This window comes from Companilactobacillus sp. HBUAS56275, assembly GCF_036913655.1.
In the GTDB taxonomy this organism is placed as follows: Bacteria; Bacillota; Bacilli; order Lactobacillales; family Lactobacillaceae; genus Companilactobacillus; species Companilactobacillus pullicola.
Window position 1 is genome coordinate 50,589 of the sequence record NZ_JAYKKK010000005.1, and the last position, 18,508, is coordinate 69,096.

The 18,508-nt window shown below is 37.1% G+C and carries 19 protein-coding genes; 3 read left to right on the forward strand and 16 right to left on the reverse strand.

Annotation, left to right across the window (positions count from 1 at the left end; all coding sequences use genetic code 11):
• Positions 1–4: 4 nt before the first annotated feature.
• The 10 genes from atpA to U8526_RS10230 form a co-directional block, all read right to left on the reverse strand.
• Positions 5–1,540, reverse strand: a complete 1,536-nt coding sequence (atpA, locus tag U8526_RS10185) for a F0F1 ATP synthase subunit alpha (protein WP_334341856.1) — start codon at positions 1,538–1,540, stop codon at positions 5–7.
• A 15-nt stretch (positions 1,541–1,555) separates the two neighbouring features.
• Positions 1,556–2,104, reverse strand: a complete 549-nt coding sequence (gene atpH, locus U8526_RS10190; RefSeq protein WP_334341857.1) for an ATP synthase F1 subunit delta — start codon at positions 2,102–2,104, stop codon at positions 1,556–1,558.
• The gene (atpF, locus tag U8526_RS10195; RefSeq protein ID WP_442886245.1) at positions 2,091–2,612 is read right to left on the reverse strand and encodes a F0F1 ATP synthase subunit B; all 522 of its coding nucleotides are present in this window, start codon (positions 2,610–2,612) and stop codon (positions 2,091–2,093) included. The genes atpH and atpF overlap by 14 nt, the downstream gene beginning before the upstream one ends.
• Before the next feature lie 75 nt (positions 2,613–2,687).
• Positions 2,688–2,900, reverse strand: a complete 213-nt coding sequence (atpE, locus tag U8526_RS10200) for a F0F1 ATP synthase subunit C (protein ID WP_010020175.1) — start codon at positions 2,898–2,900, stop codon at positions 2,688–2,690.
• A gap of 24 nt (positions 2,901–2,924) precedes the next feature.
• The gene (atpB, locus tag U8526_RS10205; protein ID WP_334341859.1) at positions 2,925–3,635 is read right to left on the reverse strand and encodes a F0F1 ATP synthase subunit A; all 711 of its coding nucleotides are present in this window, start codon (positions 3,633–3,635) and stop codon (positions 2,925–2,927) included.
• An 87-nt stretch (positions 3,636–3,722) separates the two neighbouring features.
• Entirely contained in the window at positions 3,723–4,352 is a 630-nt protein-coding gene (gene upp, locus U8526_RS10210; RefSeq protein ID WP_056951997.1) for a uracil phosphoribosyltransferase, read from the reverse strand.
• 11 nt (positions 4,353–4,363) lie between these two features.
• Entirely contained in the window at positions 4,364–5,374 is a 1,011-nt protein-coding gene (locus U8526_RS10215; protein ID WP_334341860.1) for an L-threonylcarbamoyladenylate synthase, read from the reverse strand.
• Between the two features lie 2 nt (positions 5,375–5,376).
• A complete protein-coding gene (gene prmC, locus U8526_RS10220) occupies positions 5,377–6,225 on the reverse strand; it encodes a peptide chain release factor N(5)-glutamine methyltransferase (RefSeq protein WP_334341861.1) in 849 nt (282 codons plus the stop codon).
• Complete coding sequence (gene prfA, locus U8526_RS10225) at positions 6,203–7,300, reverse strand: peptide chain release factor 1 (RefSeq protein ID WP_334341862.1); 1,098 nt, start codon at positions 7,298–7,300, stop codon at positions 6,203–6,205. The genes prmC and prfA overlap by 23 nt, the downstream gene beginning before the upstream one ends.
• Positions 7,301–7,317: 17 nt before the next feature.
• Positions 7,318–7,899 carry a thymidine kinase gene (locus U8526_RS10230; protein ID WP_334341863.1) on the reverse strand — a complete coding sequence of 194 codons (582 nt, stop codon included), beginning with the start codon at positions 7,897–7,899 and terminating at the stop codon, positions 7,318–7,320.
• Positions 7,900–8,051: 152 nt separating this feature from the next.
• Between U8526_RS10230 and U8526_RS10235 the strand changes: the two genes are divergently transcribed.
• Positions 8,052–9,395: a Mur ligase family protein gene (locus U8526_RS10235; RefSeq protein ID WP_334341864.1), complete on the forward strand. Its 1,344-nt coding sequence runs from the start codon at positions 8,052–8,054 to the stop codon at positions 9,393–9,395.
• A gap of 98 nt (positions 9,396–9,493) precedes the next feature.
• Here U8526_RS10235 and U8526_RS10240 read toward each other — a convergent pair whose 3' ends face one another.
• From U8526_RS10240 to U8526_RS10265, 6 genes are all read right to left on the reverse strand, one after another.
• Positions 9,494–10,429 (reverse strand): metal ABC transporter solute-binding protein, Zn/Mn family, encoded by a 936-nt coding sequence (locus tag U8526_RS10240; protein WP_334341865.1) that lies wholly within the window; start codon positions 10,427–10,429, stop codon positions 9,494–9,496.
• Entirely contained in the window at positions 10,426–11,277 is an 852-nt protein-coding gene (locus U8526_RS10245) for a metal ABC transporter permease (RefSeq protein ID WP_334341866.1), read from the reverse strand. Before U8526_RS10245 ends, U8526_RS10240 begins: the two co-directional genes overlap by 4 nt.
• Positions 11,277–12,017 (reverse strand): metal ABC transporter ATP-binding protein, encoded by a 741-nt coding sequence (locus tag U8526_RS10250; protein WP_334341867.1) that lies wholly within the window; start codon positions 12,015–12,017, stop codon positions 11,277–11,279. The genes U8526_RS10245 and U8526_RS10250 overlap by 1 nt, the downstream gene beginning before the upstream one ends.
• A gap of 203 nt (positions 12,018–12,220) precedes the next feature.
• A complete protein-coding gene (locus tag U8526_RS10255) occupies positions 12,221–13,189 on the reverse strand; it encodes a serine hydrolase domain-containing protein (protein ID WP_334341868.1) in 969 nt (322 codons plus the stop codon).
• 691 nt (positions 13,190–13,880) lie between these two features.
• Positions 13,881–15,749, reverse strand: coding sequence for an ABC transporter ATP-binding protein (locus tag U8526_RS10260; protein ID WP_334341869.1), 1,869 nt, complete (start codon positions 15,747–15,749; stop codon positions 13,881–13,883).
• Positions 15,749–17,470 (reverse strand): ABC transporter ATP-binding protein, encoded by a 1,722-nt coding sequence (locus tag U8526_RS10265; protein ID WP_334341870.1) that lies wholly within the window; start codon positions 17,468–17,470, stop codon positions 15,749–15,751. The genes U8526_RS10260 and U8526_RS10265 overlap by 1 nt, the downstream gene beginning before the upstream one ends.
• Before the next feature lie 97 nt (positions 17,471–17,567).
• Between U8526_RS10265 and U8526_RS10270 the strand changes: the two genes are divergently transcribed.
• Together U8526_RS10270 and U8526_RS10275 are read left to right on the forward strand one after the other, a co-directional pair.
• Positions 17,568–18,266 carry a CPBP family intramembrane glutamic endopeptidase gene (locus U8526_RS10270; protein ID WP_334341871.1) on the forward strand — a complete coding sequence of 233 codons (699 nt, stop codon included), beginning with the start codon at positions 17,568–17,570 and terminating at the stop codon, positions 18,264–18,266.
• Positions 18,263–18,481: a hypothetical protein gene (locus U8526_RS10275; RefSeq protein WP_334341872.1), complete on the forward strand. Its 219-nt coding sequence runs from the start codon at positions 18,263–18,265 to the stop codon at positions 18,479–18,481. Before U8526_RS10270 ends, U8526_RS10275 begins: the two co-directional genes overlap by 4 nt.
• Positions 18,482–18,508: the final 27 nt, after the last annotated feature.

An 18,508-nucleotide genomic window follows, 5' to 3' on the forward strand; every position in this document is an offset into this window, starting at 1 on the left:
TGTATTATTTTTCTTGCTTGCTATCTGAATCTGATTTTGAAGCCAAGAAGTTTTCTGTAAATTCATCTACAGCTGACTTAAGGGTATCTTCATCAGGTAATGTACCTTTATCTTTGATTGTTTGTAAAAGATCTGAATGGTTTGCATCGAAGTATTCAGAAAGTGAAGCTTCATATTCTTTGATATCATCAACATTGATTTTATCTAAGAATCCTCTTGTTAAAGCAAACAAAATCAAAACTTGTTTTTGAACAGGAACTGGGGAGTGTACTGGTTGTTTTAGAACTTCCTCTGTACGACGTCCACGGTCTAGTTTTGCCTTTGTAGCTTCATCAAGATCTGAACCGAATTGAGCGAATGATTCCAATTCATGATATGAAGAAAGATCTAGACGTAAAGTACCAGCAACCTTCTTCATAGCCTTAATTTGGGCATCCCCACCAACACGAGAAACAGATGTACCAGCATCGATAGCTGGACGTGTACCTGAGTGGAACATATCACTACTCAAGAAAATCTGTCCATCAGTGATGGAAATAACGTTAGTTGGAATATAGGCTGACACATCACCGGCTTGTGTTTCAACGATAGGCAAAGCAGTCATTGAACCGCCACCTAAATCGTCACTCAACTTAGCAGCACGTTCTAGCAAACGTGAATGCAAGTAGAAAACATCACCAGGATATGCTTCACGCCCAGGTGGTCTACGAAGCAATAGCGAAATTTCACGGTAGGCATTAGCTTGCTTGCTTAAATCATCATAGACAATCAAAACATGCTTGCCATTGTACATGAAATATTCACCCATTGCAGCACCAGCATATGGTGCAAAGTAAAGCATAGGTGCTGGTTGACTAGGACCAGCTTCAACAACGATTGTGTAATCCATTGCGCCATGCTTTCTTAAGGTTTCAACTTGGGCTCTAATTGTTGATTCCTTTTGACCAATTGCGACATAGATACAAATCATATCTTGATCTTTTTGATTAAGAATAGTATCGATAGCAATTGATGTCTTACCAGTTTTACGGTCACCGATGATCAACTCACGTTGACCACGACCAATAGGAACAAGTGAGTCAACGGATTTCAAACCTGTTTGTAGAGGTTCGAAAACTGACTTACGTTGCATAACACCGGGTGCAGGTGACTCAATAGGTCTTGTCTTGTCAGTCTTGATTTCTCCAAGACCATCAACAGGTTGACCCAAAGAATTAACGACACGTCCAACCATCGCATCACCGACGGGAACTTCCATGATACGACCTGTTCTCTTAACAGTATCGCCTTCACGGATCTTATCGTAATTACCTAAAATAATGATACCAACATCATCACTTTCAAGGTTTTGAGCCACACCAAAAGTACCGTCTTGGAATTCAAGTAACTCACTAGCCATAGCATTTTCAAGGCCATTAGCACGAGCAATACCATCACCGACGTATGTAACTGTACCTACTTCATCAACTGAGAGTTCATTTTTATAGTTCTTTAACTGTTCTTTGATCAGCGAACTAATCTCTTCAGTTTTGATGCTCATTCTTTTCACCTCGAATTAATTATTAACTAATAGCATGTTCTTAATATCGTTAAATTTCTTAACAACACTACCATCGACAACTTGGTCTCCAACACGGATTATAACGCCACCAATGATATTTGAATCAACTATTTTCGTTAAATTTACTTCATTTACTGAAAATCTCTTTTTAATCACGGATTCAAGATTCTTAGCTTGTGCTTCATCCAAATCAATTGCTGTTGTAACTGTTGCTTCAACAATTCCATTAACTTCATCATATCTTTCGATGAAAGCATCAGCAATGTCAATGACACAATCCATACGATTGTTATCAAACACTAAACCTAAGAAATCTTGCATCAAAGGACCAAATTGACCCTTTAATGTATCCAAGATTTTAAGCTTTTCAGTGCGAGAAATAGAACGGCCTGCTAAAGCAAAACCCAAACCTGGATTTTGTTCATAAACTTGCTTCAAAGCTTTTAGATCTTCGAGCATTTCTTCTACAGACTTTTGTTCTTCGGCAACTTCGTAAAGTGCCTTACTATAGCGTTTTCCCACTTGCTTATTACTTAGTTTCATTAACCGTCAACTCCTTAATATAAGAGTCGATTAGTGACTTTTGATCGTCAGCATTAAGCTCTTTAGAAATAACTTTAGAAGCAATTTCCAAAGATAAGTTTGCTATGTCCTTTTGTGCTCCAGCCATAGCATCTTGTTTAGCTTTTTCAGCATCAGATTTAGCTCTTTGTCTTACTTCTTCAGCTTCGCCATGGGCTTCAGTTAGGATAGACTTCTTTTGAGTCTCTCCACTTTCTTTAGCCTTATTAACAATTCCGACTGCTTCAGCACGTGAATTTTTAAGTGCATCTTCACGTTCTTGAGCCAACTTTTTAGCACGAGCACGTTCTTGATCCGCATAATCCAAATCACCAGTGATCTTTTCAGATCTGGCATCCATCATTTTTGTAATCGGACCCCAAGCAAAGTGCTTAACCGCAAGTGCCAAAATGATGAAAGAAACAAGAATGAAAAGCATGTCACCCAAAGCTACTTGATTAGCTCCGAGAACTAATAAACCTGCCAATATTCTTCACTCCTTCCTCTCAAATAAATACACACATAAAAAAGGCGATGTCAATTTATCGCCGAATCATCATATGTATTAAACGAAAAGAATAACGAACGCAATAGCAATAGCAATGATAGGAACAGCTTCGATAAGACCAACACCGATGAACATTGTTCCTCTTAGTTTGTCAGCTACTTCTGGTTGACGGGCCATACCTTCAAGAGTCTTTGAAATAACAAGTCCGTTACCGATTGATGCTCCAAGAGCAGCGATACCAGCTGCAAGAGCTGCCGCAATATCTTTCATAATTAAAAATTCCTCCAATAAAAGTTATTCTTGTTCCAGTTTACGTGAAATATAGACCATAGACAATGTGGTAAATACATACGCTTGGATGGCTCCAATAAATACAGAAAAGCCTTGCCATACCATAGCTAATGGTATTGCTGCGACGAATGTAACAGCGCCAACGCTTTTTGCAACAGTTCCAATAAGTGCAAGAAGTACTTCACCGGCAAATATATTACCGTAAAGACGAAGTGACAATGTCAGGAAGTTTGTAAACTCTTCCAGAAGGTTAATTGGTAGTAAGAACTTTACCGGTCTCGCATAATTGGATAAGTAACCGCCAAATCCAAATTTCTTCACAGCATAGTAGTGTGAAAGCAACAATGAAATCGTAGCGAGTCCCATTGTAATTAGTGGATTAGACGTTGGTGACTTAACATATGTGAAACCTCCAACCTTTAGTTGGAAAAACAATCCTAATTGATTTGATACGAAAATAAATAGGAATAATACAAACGCGTAAAGGTTAAAGCGTCTACCAGACCCATCAGGCATTGCTGATTTTACAATACCATTTGTAAAATCAATCATCCATTCGAGTACATTCTGTGCCTTACCTGGCCTCATTGTGATCTTTCGTGATAATGCAAAGACCAAAATGAAAACAAGGATTGCAGAGATAAGAACTGATAAGTCATTTGCAACATTGAATCTTAACCCTAAGAAATCAATAAACTTATACTTATCATCCAATAATAACCCTCCTTTCTTTGCTTATTGAAAACAATTGATACTACAAAATAATAACACTAAATTTTATATATTCAAACAATGAAATTACTATTTTGTCCCAAATAATCTATCACCAGCATCACCTAATCCTGGGAAGATATAACCACTATCTGTAATCTTTTCATCTAGTGAAGCTGCATAGATGTCAACGTCTGGATGTGCTTCCTGAACGGCTTTAACACCTTCTGGAGCAGCAACTAGAACAACTAGACGCATATGTTTAGCACCACGTTTTTTCAATGCATCAATGGCCATATTTGCAGAACCACCAGTAGCAAGCATTGGGTCAACAATGAACAATTCACGTTGATCGATGTCACTAGGAAGCTTTACAAAGTATTCATGTGGTTTCAAAGTTTGTTCGTCACGATACATTCCGATATGACCAACTTTAGCAGCTGGAATCAATTCAAGAACACCATCAACCATGCCTAAACCAGCACGTAAAATAGGAATAACGGCAAGCTTCTTACCTGCAAGTACCTTTTGTGTTGATTTGCCCATTGGTGTTTCAACGACAACGTCTTTTAGAGGTAAGTCTCTTGTAATTTCATAAACCATCAATTCACCAATTTCATTAGCAACTTCACGGAATACTTTAGTACCAGTATTCTTATTTCTGATAATTGTTAATTTGTGTTGAATTAAAGGGTGGTTCAATACTGTAAATTTAGACATTTTCTGTCTCCTTAGTTTTTATAATGTGTGTTACCTGCTGATTTGTTCAAACGATTACTATATGCCTCACCATGATCTGCATCTGGGAAGCCTTGAGCAAGAATGAATTTAACATGATCAGCATCTAATTGGCGTAAGCCAGCAAATAGATCCCTCGAAGCACTAATGACATCATTTCCTAAAGAGAAGGTCTTGATTCCAGCTGGTACTTCTTGCAAAATTTCATCCACTGCCATGACGCCCATTGGAACATCCTTAGCTTGGTATTGTGCAATTGCTTGTTTAAAGTCATTCTTATCATCGACAATAATAACTTGAGCACTTGGTGCGTAGTGCTTGTATTTCATCCCTGGTGCCTTTGGAACCTCACCGGCTTTGACCTTATGGTGATCACTATTAACGTTGTCAATGACCTTCAAAAGGTCCTTATCCGTTATCATCCCTGGTCTCAAAATTGTTGGAACGTCAACAGATAAGTCGATTACCGTTGACTCAACACCGATCTTAGTTGGTCCGTCGTCCAAAATAGCTGCAATTTTACCATGTAAATCATGATAAACATGCTTAGCCAAAGTTGGACTAGGTTTCCCACTAGTATTAGCGGAAGGACCAACAATTGGTTTGCCAAAAGTCTTGATCAGGTTCAATGTTGCTGTATTCTTAGGCATACGAAAAGCAGCAGTTGTTAAACCACCTGTGACAGCTTTTGAAAGTTTACCGGGTTGAATTGGCATAATAATTGTCAAAGGACCTGGCCAAAATGCTTTCATTAGTTTTTCCGCCAATGGTTTGTAACTGTTGTCGGCATATTCCCAAACCATCTCTGGTCCCGAAACATGTACTATCAAAGGATTATCACTTGGACGTCCTTTAGCAGCATAAACCTCTTTGACTACATCAGGTCTTGTTGCGTCAGCTCCTAAGCCGTAAACAGTTTCTGTGGGAAAAGCCACTAACTGTCCATCGGCTAAGAAGTCTGCAGCCTCTTGAATCTGTGTACTCTCGAGTATCTCAGTTTCCAATACTACATCTCCTTTTTAGCTTTTAGATATCGATAATTACCACTCATATCTTTATGAAATTCTACAACATAATTGGGTAGATTATCACAAAAAATTTGATTTATTGCATTTTTTTGTTTAAATCCAAATTCCATATAAAGAGTTCCGTGATCCGAAAGATAATTATCGACTACCTTTACAATGTTCTCATAGAATTCTAAACCATTATCTCTTCCATATAAAGCTAAATCGGGCTCATATTTAATAACACTTGGATCCATGTCCTTTTTTTCGTCCTCAGCAATATATGGTGGATTAGATACAATCACGTCAAATTGCTGTGGTTCAATCTTTTTAAACAGATCACTCTGTTGAAAATAGACATTATTAGTCTGATAGTTATCGGCGTTAAGTTGAGCCACTTTGAGTGCTTCGTCGGAAATATCAGTCGCTAAAATCTCATCATCAGGAAATTCCAATCCCAAACTGACAGCAATGATTCCTGATCCGGTACCGATGTCACAGATCGATTCATTCTTGTCACTGTGGTCGTCGATGATCTTTTGAACCATCTCTTCAGTATCCTGTCTTGGAATCAAAACATTTTCATTCACCGTAAAACTACGATTCAAAAAATAGGCATAGCCTAGGATATATTGAACTGGGACATCCATTCCTAGCTTAATGATGCCATCACGAAATTTACGCATAACATCATTTGGCACGATGTCGTTTCGATGCAGCTGCAACTGTGTATAGTTAAAGCCACTTAACTCTTCCATTAAGTATTGCGCATCTTCTGGAAACTTATCCTGCTCTTTTAACAATAAAAAAGCCCTTTTCAGGGCGTTAGAATAACTTAGCTTCTCCACTTTGAATTTGCTCCAACTTCTTGGTTTGGTCGTCAACAATCAAGGCATCGATAATTTCTTCAAGGTCGCCATTCATGATTCTATCCAGTTTGTTCAAAGATAAACCGATACGATGATCAGTCACACGGTTTTGAGGATAGTTGTATGTTCTGATTCGTTCAGAACGATCCCCGGTACCAACGGCTGACTTACGTTGCTCATCGTATTCACTTTGATTTTGTGATTCATAGTAATCATAAACACGAGATTTCAAAATTTGCATGGCCTTTTGACGGTTTTGTTGTTGTGAACGTTGATCTTGCATAGCAACAACAATTCCGGTTGGCAAATGGGTCATACGAACGGCTGAAGAAGTCTTATTGATATGCTGACCACCAGCACCAGATGAACGGTAAACATCAGTACGAATATCTTTAGGGTCAATATCAATATCAACTTCGTCATATTCAGGCATAACAGCAACTGTGGCTGTTGAAGTGTGAACACGGCCTTGTGATTCAGTAGAAGGAATTCTTTGAACACGGTGTGCTCCATTCTCATACTTCAATTTTGAATAGACACTATTACCTGTGATCATGACAGCGACATCCTTGTATCCACCAACTTCAGTGTCAGTTTCATCAATGATATCGAAAGTCCAACCTTGTTTTTCAGCATATTTACTGTACATACTCAACAAATCAGCTGCAAATAAACTGGCTTCATCACCACCAGCAGCACCACGGATCTCCATGATAATATTCTTATCATCATTAGGGTCCTTAGGTAGCATCAAAAGAGTGATGTTGTGTTCAACTTCATCCAACTCTTTTCTAGAAGACTCCAGTTCTTCTTTAGCCATTGCAGTCATTTCTGGGTCATCAGTCTCACGTAAGATCTCATCGCTATCACTGATACTCTTCTTTAATTCTTTGTAGTGCTTGAAAGCAGCAACGACTTCACGCATATCAGCTTCTTCTTTTGAGTAAGCCATGTAGCGCTTAGTATCGTTGATAACTTCAGGGTCACTCATTAATTCTTGGAGTTCCTGATATCTTTCAAGCAACGTTTCTAGTTGTTCAAATATTTTATCCAACTTAACAATCCTTTCTCTTATTTATTATCTAGCATTGGAGGATGGTTGTAATGACGGCGACAAACTGGATAGTACATTTCATTGCCACCAATTGAAACTTGTTCTCCCTCAAAAACCGGCTTGCCATTTGACATACGCATATTCATTGTAGCTTTTTTTGTACAGAACCAACAGATAGTCTTCATTTCTTCCAATTTATCTGCATATAACAATAAATACTTTGTACCTTCGAATAATTCATTACGAAAATCATTCTTCAGACCAAAAGCCATGACGGGAATACCTAAATCGTCAACCACTTTTGTTGCCTGCAAAACTTGATCTTTTGTCATGAATTCACATTCATCGATCAATACACATGACGCATCAGGATTTCTTTCCTTCACGATCTCAAAAACATCTGAATCATCTTTGAGAGCAATTGCTGGACGAGTTAATCCCATACGACTCTGTATCTTTCCAGTACCCGAACGAGTATCAATAATGCTTGTCATCAAAATAACCGACTTACCCTGTTCTTCATAATTATGCGCCACTTTTAAAATCTCAATCGATTTTCCACTATTCATAGCACCGTATTTAAAAAATAATTGAGCCAATTTTACGCCTCCAAAATAATATCCTTCAAAATTATAACGAAAAAACTGCCTCTTGAACACATTAAACATTTTTCATTTTCAAACAAAATCGCTTAAAATACTTGTTAGGTATGATAATATTGTTTTAATTAATTCAATTTGGGGTTTTCATAATGACATTAAAATCAGGTATTGCAACATTAACAGGAAAAACATCTTATTTTATTTTAAGCAAATTTTTCAATGGTGGTTCTTCATATCCAGGAAAAATTGCTTATAAGATTGATCCTGATATTTTAAAAAGTCTTGGTAGAGATTACCAATTGATCGTCGTAACTGGTACCAATGGTAAAACTTTGACTACATCTTTGATCAATAAGATGCTCGTTCAAAAATATGATGATGTCTTAACAAATCCAACTGGCTCCAACATGATCCAAGGTATTGTAACTAGTTTTGTTACTCATCACAAAAAAAGCAAGAAACCTTTGGCTGTTTTGGAAGTTGATGAAGCTAATGTTCCTATCATCTGTAAATACATTAAGCCTAAGTTCTTCGTTCTAACTAATATTTTCCGTGATCAAATGGATCGTTATGGTGAAATTTATACAACTTATCAAAAGATTCTCGATGGTATTAAATTAGCACCTGACGCTATCGTTATTGCCAACGGTGATGCAGCTATCTTTGCTTCTAAGAAGCTTCCTAACATCGTTATCAACTATGGTTTCTCAGACAAAGGTCATGAGAATGAAGATTTCAAAGCACCTACCAATACAGATGGCGTCCTTTGTCCTAGATGTAATCATATCATGCACTATCATATGATCTCATACGCTAACTTGGGTAGTTACTTCTGTCCTAACTGTAACTTCAAACGTGGCGAATTGAAGTATCAAGTTACAAATATTTCAACACTTCTTCCTAACAAAACTGAGTTTGAAATTGACGGCAACAAATTCACTATGAACATCGGTGGTAAATATAACGTCTATAACGCTTTAGCTGCCTACGCCATTGCTTCTGAAATGGGTATCAGCGTGGAACAGATCCGTAAGGCCTTTGCCTATGATGAAAAAGTCTTTGGACGTCAAGAAACAATTACTGTAGGAGACAAGGACGTCAACATCATCTTAGTTAAGAATCCAGTTGGTTTGAATCAAGTTATTGAAACTGTTTTAAGTGACAAAGATCCTTACTCATTAGCTTTCTTATTAAATGCTAATTACGCAGATGGTATCGACACTAGTTGGATCTGGGACGCTAACTTCGAAGACTTCGACTATGAAAAGCTACCATTGGTTATTACTGGTGGTAAACGTGTCAAAGATGTAACTTACCGTTTCAAGATTGCCGGTTTGGATATGAACAAGAATATTGAAACCGTTGAAATCGAAGATTTTGTTAAACAAATTCCTAAGATCCCAACTAAGAAAATTTACGTTTTAGCTACTTATACAGCTATGTTAGGACTTCGTAAGGTTCTTGGTGATCAAGGATATATCAAACACAAATAATTTTAAAACACCTCTGAGTAAGTGTAATTCTTACTTAGAGGTGTTTTTTGTTTGCCGTCCTCCGCCACGTTTCAGTGACCCACCAAATTCAATATTTTTTACTTCAATCCAGCGTATATCTGATCAATATTCCATTTCATCATCGAATAGTAAGTATCGCCGGTGGTTCCTTTTTTGGCTAATGAGTCGGTAAAAATTTTGGAATGGATCTTCAATCCTGACTCTTTAGATACTTTATCCATTGATTTGGGTGACACGGATGATTCAACAAATAAACTTTTTACTTCAGAAGTATTGATTTGTTTCAAAATTTTCTCCATTTGTTCTGGTGTTCCCTGTGATTCCGTGTTGATCTCCCAAATATAAGCTGGTGTGACGTGATAAGCCTCGCCAAAATACTTGAAGGCACCTTCGGAAGTAACTAATAACCGTTGTTTCTCCGGTATACGCAGATACTTCGACTGAGCCTCTTGATGTAGGCGTTCTAATTTGGCAATGTATTCGTCTGCGTTATCTTGATAAAAACTGGCATTACGGGGATCTTTTTCTTTCAAAACATTGGTTATCGTTTTGACATACTTAATACCATTTGCCAGGTCTAACCAAGCGTGCGGGTCGACCTCATTCTTATTAGTGGTCAAATGCTTGGCCTCAACGTCTTCACTGGTAGAAAAAACTTCTTTGTCAAAATTCTTATGCGTCGTTTCAACTAATTTAGTGAACCAACCATTACCGCCAGTTTCCAAGTTCAAACCGTTATGGAAAATAGCATCGGCGTCATTAGCTTTGGAAATGTCACTTGGCTGGGGTTCATATTCGTGCGGATCAACGCCTCGTTTGACGATACTATAAAGTTCAATCCGATCACGACCAACATTTTTGACCATGTCTTCTAAAATCGAATTAGTCGTTACAACTTGTAACTTTTCATTACTTGGTAAATTTGAAGTGTTATGCGTTCTTTGCTGTAAGAACCAGTAAACGCCACTGATCATTGCCACTACCGATACAAGCGTGATAAGGATTTTTTTCATTGCGCAACACTCCTTTTTAACTTAAAGAAGTTTTGTTTTGGTGAAAAAATAAAGGAAATAGCAAACAGAATTGCGGCTACGATCACGATTGCGGGACCTGAGGCCCAATTGAAGGTATAACTGAAATAGAGTCCAACTGTTGAAGATATCACACCCAAGATGGCTGATAAGACTAACATCCAGCTTAGCTTATCTGTCCAGAGAAAAGCTGTGGCTGCTGGCGTGATCAACATTGCGACTACTAAGATGATCCCTACCGTCTGTAAAGCGGAAACTGTTACTAAAGTCAGGACTAACATTAAGGCATAATGAATTATCTGAACTTTTAAACCGTAAGTTCTGGCATACGTTTCGTCAAATGAGGTCACTAGTAATTCCTTGTAGAAAATAACCACGAATAAGATGACAATTCCTAAAACAACCGCTGTCGTCATAATGTCACTATCACTAACTGCTAGAATGTTTCCAAATAAAATATGATGTAAATTAGTCGAACTTTCAGCCATAGAAATTAGAATGAATCCTAAGGCATAAAAGGCACTGAAGACCACTCCAATGGATGTATCTGTTTTGATTTTACTGCGGGAAGCTACGAAACCAATCAATATAGCAGCCAAAATACCAAATAGTGAAGCTCCTATTAAAATATTGAAGCCGAACATGTAGGCCACTGCTACACCGGGTAAAACTGCATGAGAAATAGCATCTCCCATCAACGACATTCCCCGTAGAATAATAAAACTACCCACGATTCCTGACATGATACCAACCATAATAGCGGTTAATAACGCACTCTGTAAAAAATCATATTTCCCTAAAGCATTTATAAACTCCACAACTGATGTCATCACTGCACACCTTCCTTTTCCTGGAACAGTACCGAAGAAAGATCTGCACTAAAGGCACTTTCAATATTACTAGGGTTATAAACTTCTTGTGTTGGTCCAAAGTCGACAATACCGTGATTTAAAATAACTAAGTCATCAAAATACTTCGTAACTTTATTCAAATCATGATGAATAACAATAATAGTTTTATTCTCGTCTCGCCACTGTTTCAAAATTTCCATAATAGCTGTCTCACTTTGCAGATCAATTCCGACAAATGGTTCATCTAAAATGATTACTTCAGCTTCTTGGACAATGGCTCGAGCAATGAAAACGCGTTGTAATTGGCCACCAGATAAATTTCCGATTTGACGTTTAGAAAATTTTTCTAGCGTAACCTTCTTTAACGCTTCATGACTAACTTGTTTTTCTTTCTTACCAGGACTTCTAAACAACCCCAATTTCCCGTAAGTCCCCGTCATAACTAGATCAAAGACACTGATGGGAAAAGTTAGATCCAAATCCTTTCTTTGTTCAACGTAAGCAATTTGCTTTTGAATCTTTTCTATCGGTTGACCATTATAGTCGACCTCACCTTTTTGAACTTTGATCAAATTCAAAATAGCTTTGATTAAAGTCGATTTACCTGCACCATTCGGTCCAATGATTCCAGTAATTTTCCCTGCGTTGAAGTTAACGGCAACATCAGAAAATACTGGTGCGTCATCGTAAGCGACAGTGAGGTTCTTAACATTAAGCATAAAGAGCCTCCTTATATTGGCGGTTTTCCGCCCTAAATCCAGATTATCATATACTTCATGACGTTTCAACAAATTTATTAGGCTGACTTAATTTCATTTTTAGTCAGTTTAAAATATTTTTCTCTTTAAAAGCAAAAAATAGCGTCTATTCAGATGAAAATTCTAAATAGACGCTATTTTAATTTAATTGAAATAAATAGTCATTACTTGCTCTCGTTTAAAAATGACTCCAAAATCGTTTCACGACGTTGTAAAAAGATTTCATTATATTGGTTAGGATGAACTCGATTAGTCATAACGACCATTGCATTTTGATGTTGATAATCAACTGCCAAAAATTCACCCGTATAGCCTGTGTGGAACAATACATGTCCTGAACCATCTGGCTTTACGTCCCAACCCAAAGAACGTCCCGGGTTCAATTTAGTGTAGTTATGATAAAGAAATTCTTTATCCGGCTTTAACATGTCGCTGGCAAATTTCATAACATCATCCAACGTTGCAAACATTCCTGCTGATCCACAATGTTTACCTAATTGACGAGCTTTAGGATCATTAGGGATTCCATAAAGCATCTTACCAGCAACTGGATAAGTTGGCACACAACGAGTTGGATCAGGTTCAAAAGTAGCATCCTTTAATCCTTCTGGCTTCACAATGTATTTCATAATGGCATCTTGAACCGGCATTTTATAAAACTTTTCAGCTATTAATCCTAAAAAAATCAATCCTGTATCGGTATAAACAACCTTTTTATTAAAAGTATCAGTAACAGGCAACGCCAATAATGCTTGAATCAGTTCCTCACAACTTAAGGCATCACGATTGGGAATGAATCCTTTGATACCCGAAGTATGTGTGATCAAGTGAAACAACTCTACTCGATCATCTTTAAATTCAGGCAAATATTTCTTAACTGGATCATGCAGATTAATCAATTTATCGTCTAACATCTTCAAAATCAAAGGTACTGTCCCCATCACCTTAGTTAATGACGCTAAATCGTGCAATTCGTCGCCTTTGAGAGGTGTTATTTCTGGTACCCATGACTTATTGCCATAAGTGTACTTTTGCGTCTGTGACGAGTTTATGAAGCCAAAACTAACTCCCGGAACAACTTGTTTATTCGCTAAATCAATAATTTGTGCTTTTGTCTCTTCAAAACTTGCCATAAAATCCTGCCCTCTCGTAATAAAAAGTGTAAAAAATTCTTTATAGTCTAAACTTGCCGTCCTCCACAACAAGAAAATTTGGCTGGAACGCAGGGCGGCCTGGAAGCTAATAAATTTGCACTTTGTGCAAATTCATGGATCTTCAAGTTCGGCCTTTACCTAAGCAATAAATTGCTAAGGTAAATTTCATGGCTGAGCCAATTTTCTTGTTGCTCCGGACTAATCTTCTGTTCTATTGTTTGTACATCCTTAAATACTAGATAGCAAAAATAACATTTACTACTAAGGATTTCAGATAAATCCATATATTTAATTGAACATCCATTTTTCTTATAACAAAACTCGTAATTCCATTTGAATTACATAAAACTAAAAAATATCCATATACTGCAATCTTAGTAAATAATAATAGAATCAGAAATACAGTCGGTAGTAGAAAATCTGTGGGCCCTCAGTGGTGAAGTTCTGGTTAGCTTGCGAAGCAAGGTTACCAGAAGACCGAGCTTGGAGATCCATGATTTTGTGCGAAGTACAAAATTATTAGCTTCAAGTCGTGTCCACCGCATTCCAAACCCACAGATTCTCTACTACCGACGGGCATACTTCACCTATTTCAGTTGATATTAATTCAAACCACGATATAAAAAAAAGAACGTGCCATAAACACGTTCCAATTATATATCTATCTTTTTTACAAAGCGACATTTCCAGCGAATTGTGAATTATAAAGATCCGCATAGAAGCCGTTCTTAGCCATTAGCTCATCGTGGTTACCTGTTTCAACGATTGAACCATGATTCATCACGATAATTTTATCGGCATTTTGAATTGTTGAAAGTCTGTGAGCTACAACGAAACTTGTTCTGTTCTTCAACAAACGTTCCATCGCATGTTGAATGTGTAACTCTGTTCTTGTATCAACTGAACTTGTGGCTTCATCCAAAATCAAGATTTCAGGGTTGGCTACAAAGGCTCTAGCAATTGTTATCAATTGTCTTTGTCCTTGAGAAATGTTTGAAGCTTCCTCATTCAAGACAGTATCATAACCGTTTGGCAATTGACGAACAAAGTTGTCAACATGGGCGGCTTTGGCAGCTTCAATGATTTCATCCTTAGTAGCATCTTCTCGACTGTATTTCAAATTATCATAAATCGAACCGGTGAAGAGCCAAGTATCTTGAAGTACCATTGCGTAATGACTTCTAACTTGTTCACGAGTCATATTACGGATATCTTTACCATCTAACTTGATCGAACCACCTTTAACGTCGTAGAAACGTTCTAGTAAGTTAATGATAGTTGTCTTACCGGCACCAGTTGGTCCAACGATAGCTATCATCTGGCCTGGTTTAACATCCAAGTTGTAGTCTTCCAGAAGAATTGGCTTGTTTTCATAACCAAACTTCACATGATCAAGTGTTACCTTGTTGTCAGTTTCAACGTCTGGTACATCAACCTTATCATTTTCCATTTCGGGTTCATCCAAAATTTCAAAGACACGCTCAGCTGAAGCAACAGTAGCTTGAATTGTGTTAGTTAAGTTAGCCAATTGTGAAATTGGTTGAGAAAATTGATTCATGTATTGCAAGAAGGCTTGAATATTACCTAAGGAGACATTACCATTAGCAACTTGAATACCACCATAGATGGCTACTAGAACATAACCCAAGTTATTAATGAAGGTCATCAAAGGCATAACGATACCAGAAATCATTTGAGCTTTCCAAGAAGCTTTATAAAGTTTGGCATTCTCTTTTTCAAACTTATCGATTGATTCATCTTCATGGTTAAAACTCTTAACGACAACGTGACCAGCATAGTTTTCTTCAACTTGGTTGTTCAAGAGACCTAAAGAAGCTTGTTGACGTTTGAAGAATTTTTGTGATTGTGGAGCAATAATACCTACAACAATCAAACTTAAAGGAACCGTTGCTAAAGCAATCAAGGTCATTTGCCAACTAATTGTAAGCATCATCCAAATAACACCGATAAACGTTACGGTACTAGTTACCAACTGGGTCAAACTTTGTTGCAAGGTTCCGGCGATATTATCCATATCATTAATGGCACGTGACATGATATCACCATTAGAGTGAGAATCGTAATAAACGATTGGTAGGCGTTGCATCTTGGACTTCAAATCACGTCTCAACTTGTAAACTGTTCGTTGTGAAATACGTGTCATTACGAACTGTTGAATAAAGTTGAAGATGGCTGAAGCTAAGTACATCAAGACGACAATTAAAATAATATGTTCGATCTTGCTAAAGTCGATTGGTAGACCATTGATCTTTATTCCAGCTTTTTGTTGGGCAACACCCGTCATCAAACCTTTATAAATTTCAGTCGTGGCCTCACCTAAAATCTTAGGAGTCTTAATTTGAAAGACAGCTGAAGCAATCGCCAAAATCAAAACAAAGACTATTCCAATTATGTAACTGGACATATACTTAGCCAGACGGCCTGTTGTTTTCCAGAAGTTCTTAGGTTTAACAACGATTGCTGGACCACGTCCCGGACCATGTCCTACTGAAGGGGATTGATTATTTTTATCAGCCATTACTTACCCTCCTTTATTTGAGACTCGATAATTTCTTGATAAGTCTTATTATTTTCTTTCAATTCAGCGTGAGTTCCCAATCCGACCATCTTACCGTCATCCAAGACAACAATTTGATCAGCATCGGCAACTGTTGAAATACGTTGACCGACGATAACAACCACACTCTGACTAATTTTTTCATCATTTCTCAAAGCAGTTCTTAAATTCAAGTCAGTCTTGAAATCAAGTGCTGAGAATGAATCATCAAAAACATAAATTGAAGCGTCCTTGACCAAGGCTCTAGCAATAGCCAAACGTTGTTTTTGACCACCAGAGAAGTTTTCTCCACCTTGTTCAACTTCGGAATCCAATTTATCATCCAATTCTCTAACGAAGTCAGCAGCTTGAGCAACTTCTAGGGCATGCCAAACTTCATCATCAGTAGCATCTGGCTTACCATAAAGCATATTGTCACGAATTGTCCCTTTAAATAAGTAAGCTTTTTGAGGAACCATCGAAACTTTACTATTGATATCTTCAGTACTCAATGCTTTGACATCTGTTCCATTGATACTTACAACACCTGTTTCAGCGTCGTAGAATCGAGGAATCAGGTTGATCAAAGTACTCTTACCTGAACCAGTACCACCAATAATAGCTAGAGTTTGTCCCTTAGTCATGTTAAAGTTCAAATTAGATAGAGCTAATCTTTCTGCTCCATTGTATCTAAAGTTAACATCGTTGAAACTAAGAGCTGGCTCATCTTTAAGCTTAGCTGGTTTAGCCACAACATCAATTTTGCTTTCTGTTTCAAACACTTCCTGAATACGGGCAGCTGAAGCTGAAGCACGGGGAACAAATACGAAGACCATTGATAGGATCATAAAACTCATTAGAATTTGCATAGCGTAAGTCATGAAGGCAATCATGTTACCAATTTCCATCGACTGGTTAGCAATGTAATGAGCACCTAACCAAGTAATACCAACATTAGTACCACTCATAATTAATGTAACAATAGGAAACATTAAAGCTACGATACTAAATACTTTAACCGCATTGTTAGTGTAGTCTTCGTTAGCATCGTTGAATCTATCCTGTTCAAACTTATCTTGTCTGAAGGCACGAATAACACGAACCCCTGTCAAACCTTCACGAAAGACCAAGTTCAAACGATCAGTTTTCTTCTGCATTGCTTTAAACAAAGGAACAGCAAAAAACATCACAACCCCAACTAGCACTAACAAGATTGGAATCGAGATCAAAAAGATCTTAGTCATTTCGGCGTTCTTTTGATAAGCCATGAAACTAGCACCGATCAACATAATTGGTGCCATAATCATCATTCTCAACATCATGATCATAACGTTCTGAATTTGGACAACATCATTAGTCGTTCTGGTTGTTAAAGACGATGTCTCAAATTTGTCGAACTCATCGTGTGTAAAGTATAATATTTTCTTGAATAAATCGGATCTTAATTTTCGACCTAATCCTTGTGACGCTTGTGACGCCATCAGAACATTACCAAACGCTGCTATAACGGTAATAAATGATACAACAATCATCTTAATACCAGCATTTACGATATAATTAGTGTCACCTGTAATAACACCTTTATTAACAATGTCTGAGGTTAAATTAGGTATGTATAACGTCGCAACAACTTGAAAAATCATAAAAATGATTGCAGCAAGTACTTGCCAAACGTTGATCCTACCACGAGCAATCTTAAACATCTATTCACTCCCTTTTAAAAACTCACATAGCATTATAGTATTAAAGCACTAATTATCAAATAATTCTAATAATTATCCTAAATAAGGTGGCATTTTAATGAATAATACTAAAAATAATTATCAACCTATAAAAACTATATTTCATATTATAGCCTTTTTGGTTCTATTTTTATTGGAACAACTCCCACTAAGTATCCTAACTTTGACAAAAAAGGAGCTGGGTTCTAGTTATCAATCTTACCTAAAAATTGCACCAATTATAACCATTATATTGCTAATTGTGGCTGCCACCATAATTATTTTTGTTTTTAAACGAGTTCAAAAATTTCCAACTCAGAAATTCACGAAAAAAACTTGGTTGATCATCGTTATCGCCACCGCTTTAATAGCCTTCATTAATTTTGCCACCGTTCCTTTTATGAAGAGTAGCAATGCCAACGTTGAAGCTCTACAATTGATTGGTAAAAATAATATGGCTATTCTGATTTTTTTCAGTATTATTGTCGCTCCAATTTTAGAGGAAATAATTTTCCGTGGTATCTTCATGAATTGGTTCTTCGTTAATAAGCCACTGATATCAATTTTATTGAGTGGAATCTTCTTTGGTTACGTTCACGCACCCTTTGGAGCCGGAACAGATTGGATCTATGCCTTATCAAAAGTACTATTAGGTATCGTTTTAGCAGGTGTTTATTATCGAACTAAGAATATTAAAGCTGATATTACCGTGCATTTCCTCAATAATTTTCTTGCTGGCTTGAGCGGTTTAGTCATTTCAGGAGTTATTTTACTATGAGAAATAATCAAAAAAAGTTTAATGAGATCTATCAGAACCTTTTGAGAAAAATCGTGATGTTCGGCGTACTTTCAATGTTACTGATGGCCAGTGCCAGAATTACCGGCTGGATCATTATGGAGTATGCTGGATTTGTTAGTGCTATTTATACTATTGTTTTGATTGGGATGTTGATTTATATCTTGATAATCAAAACTAAGGATAAAAATAATTAATAATATAAATAGGCAATAAAAAAAGCT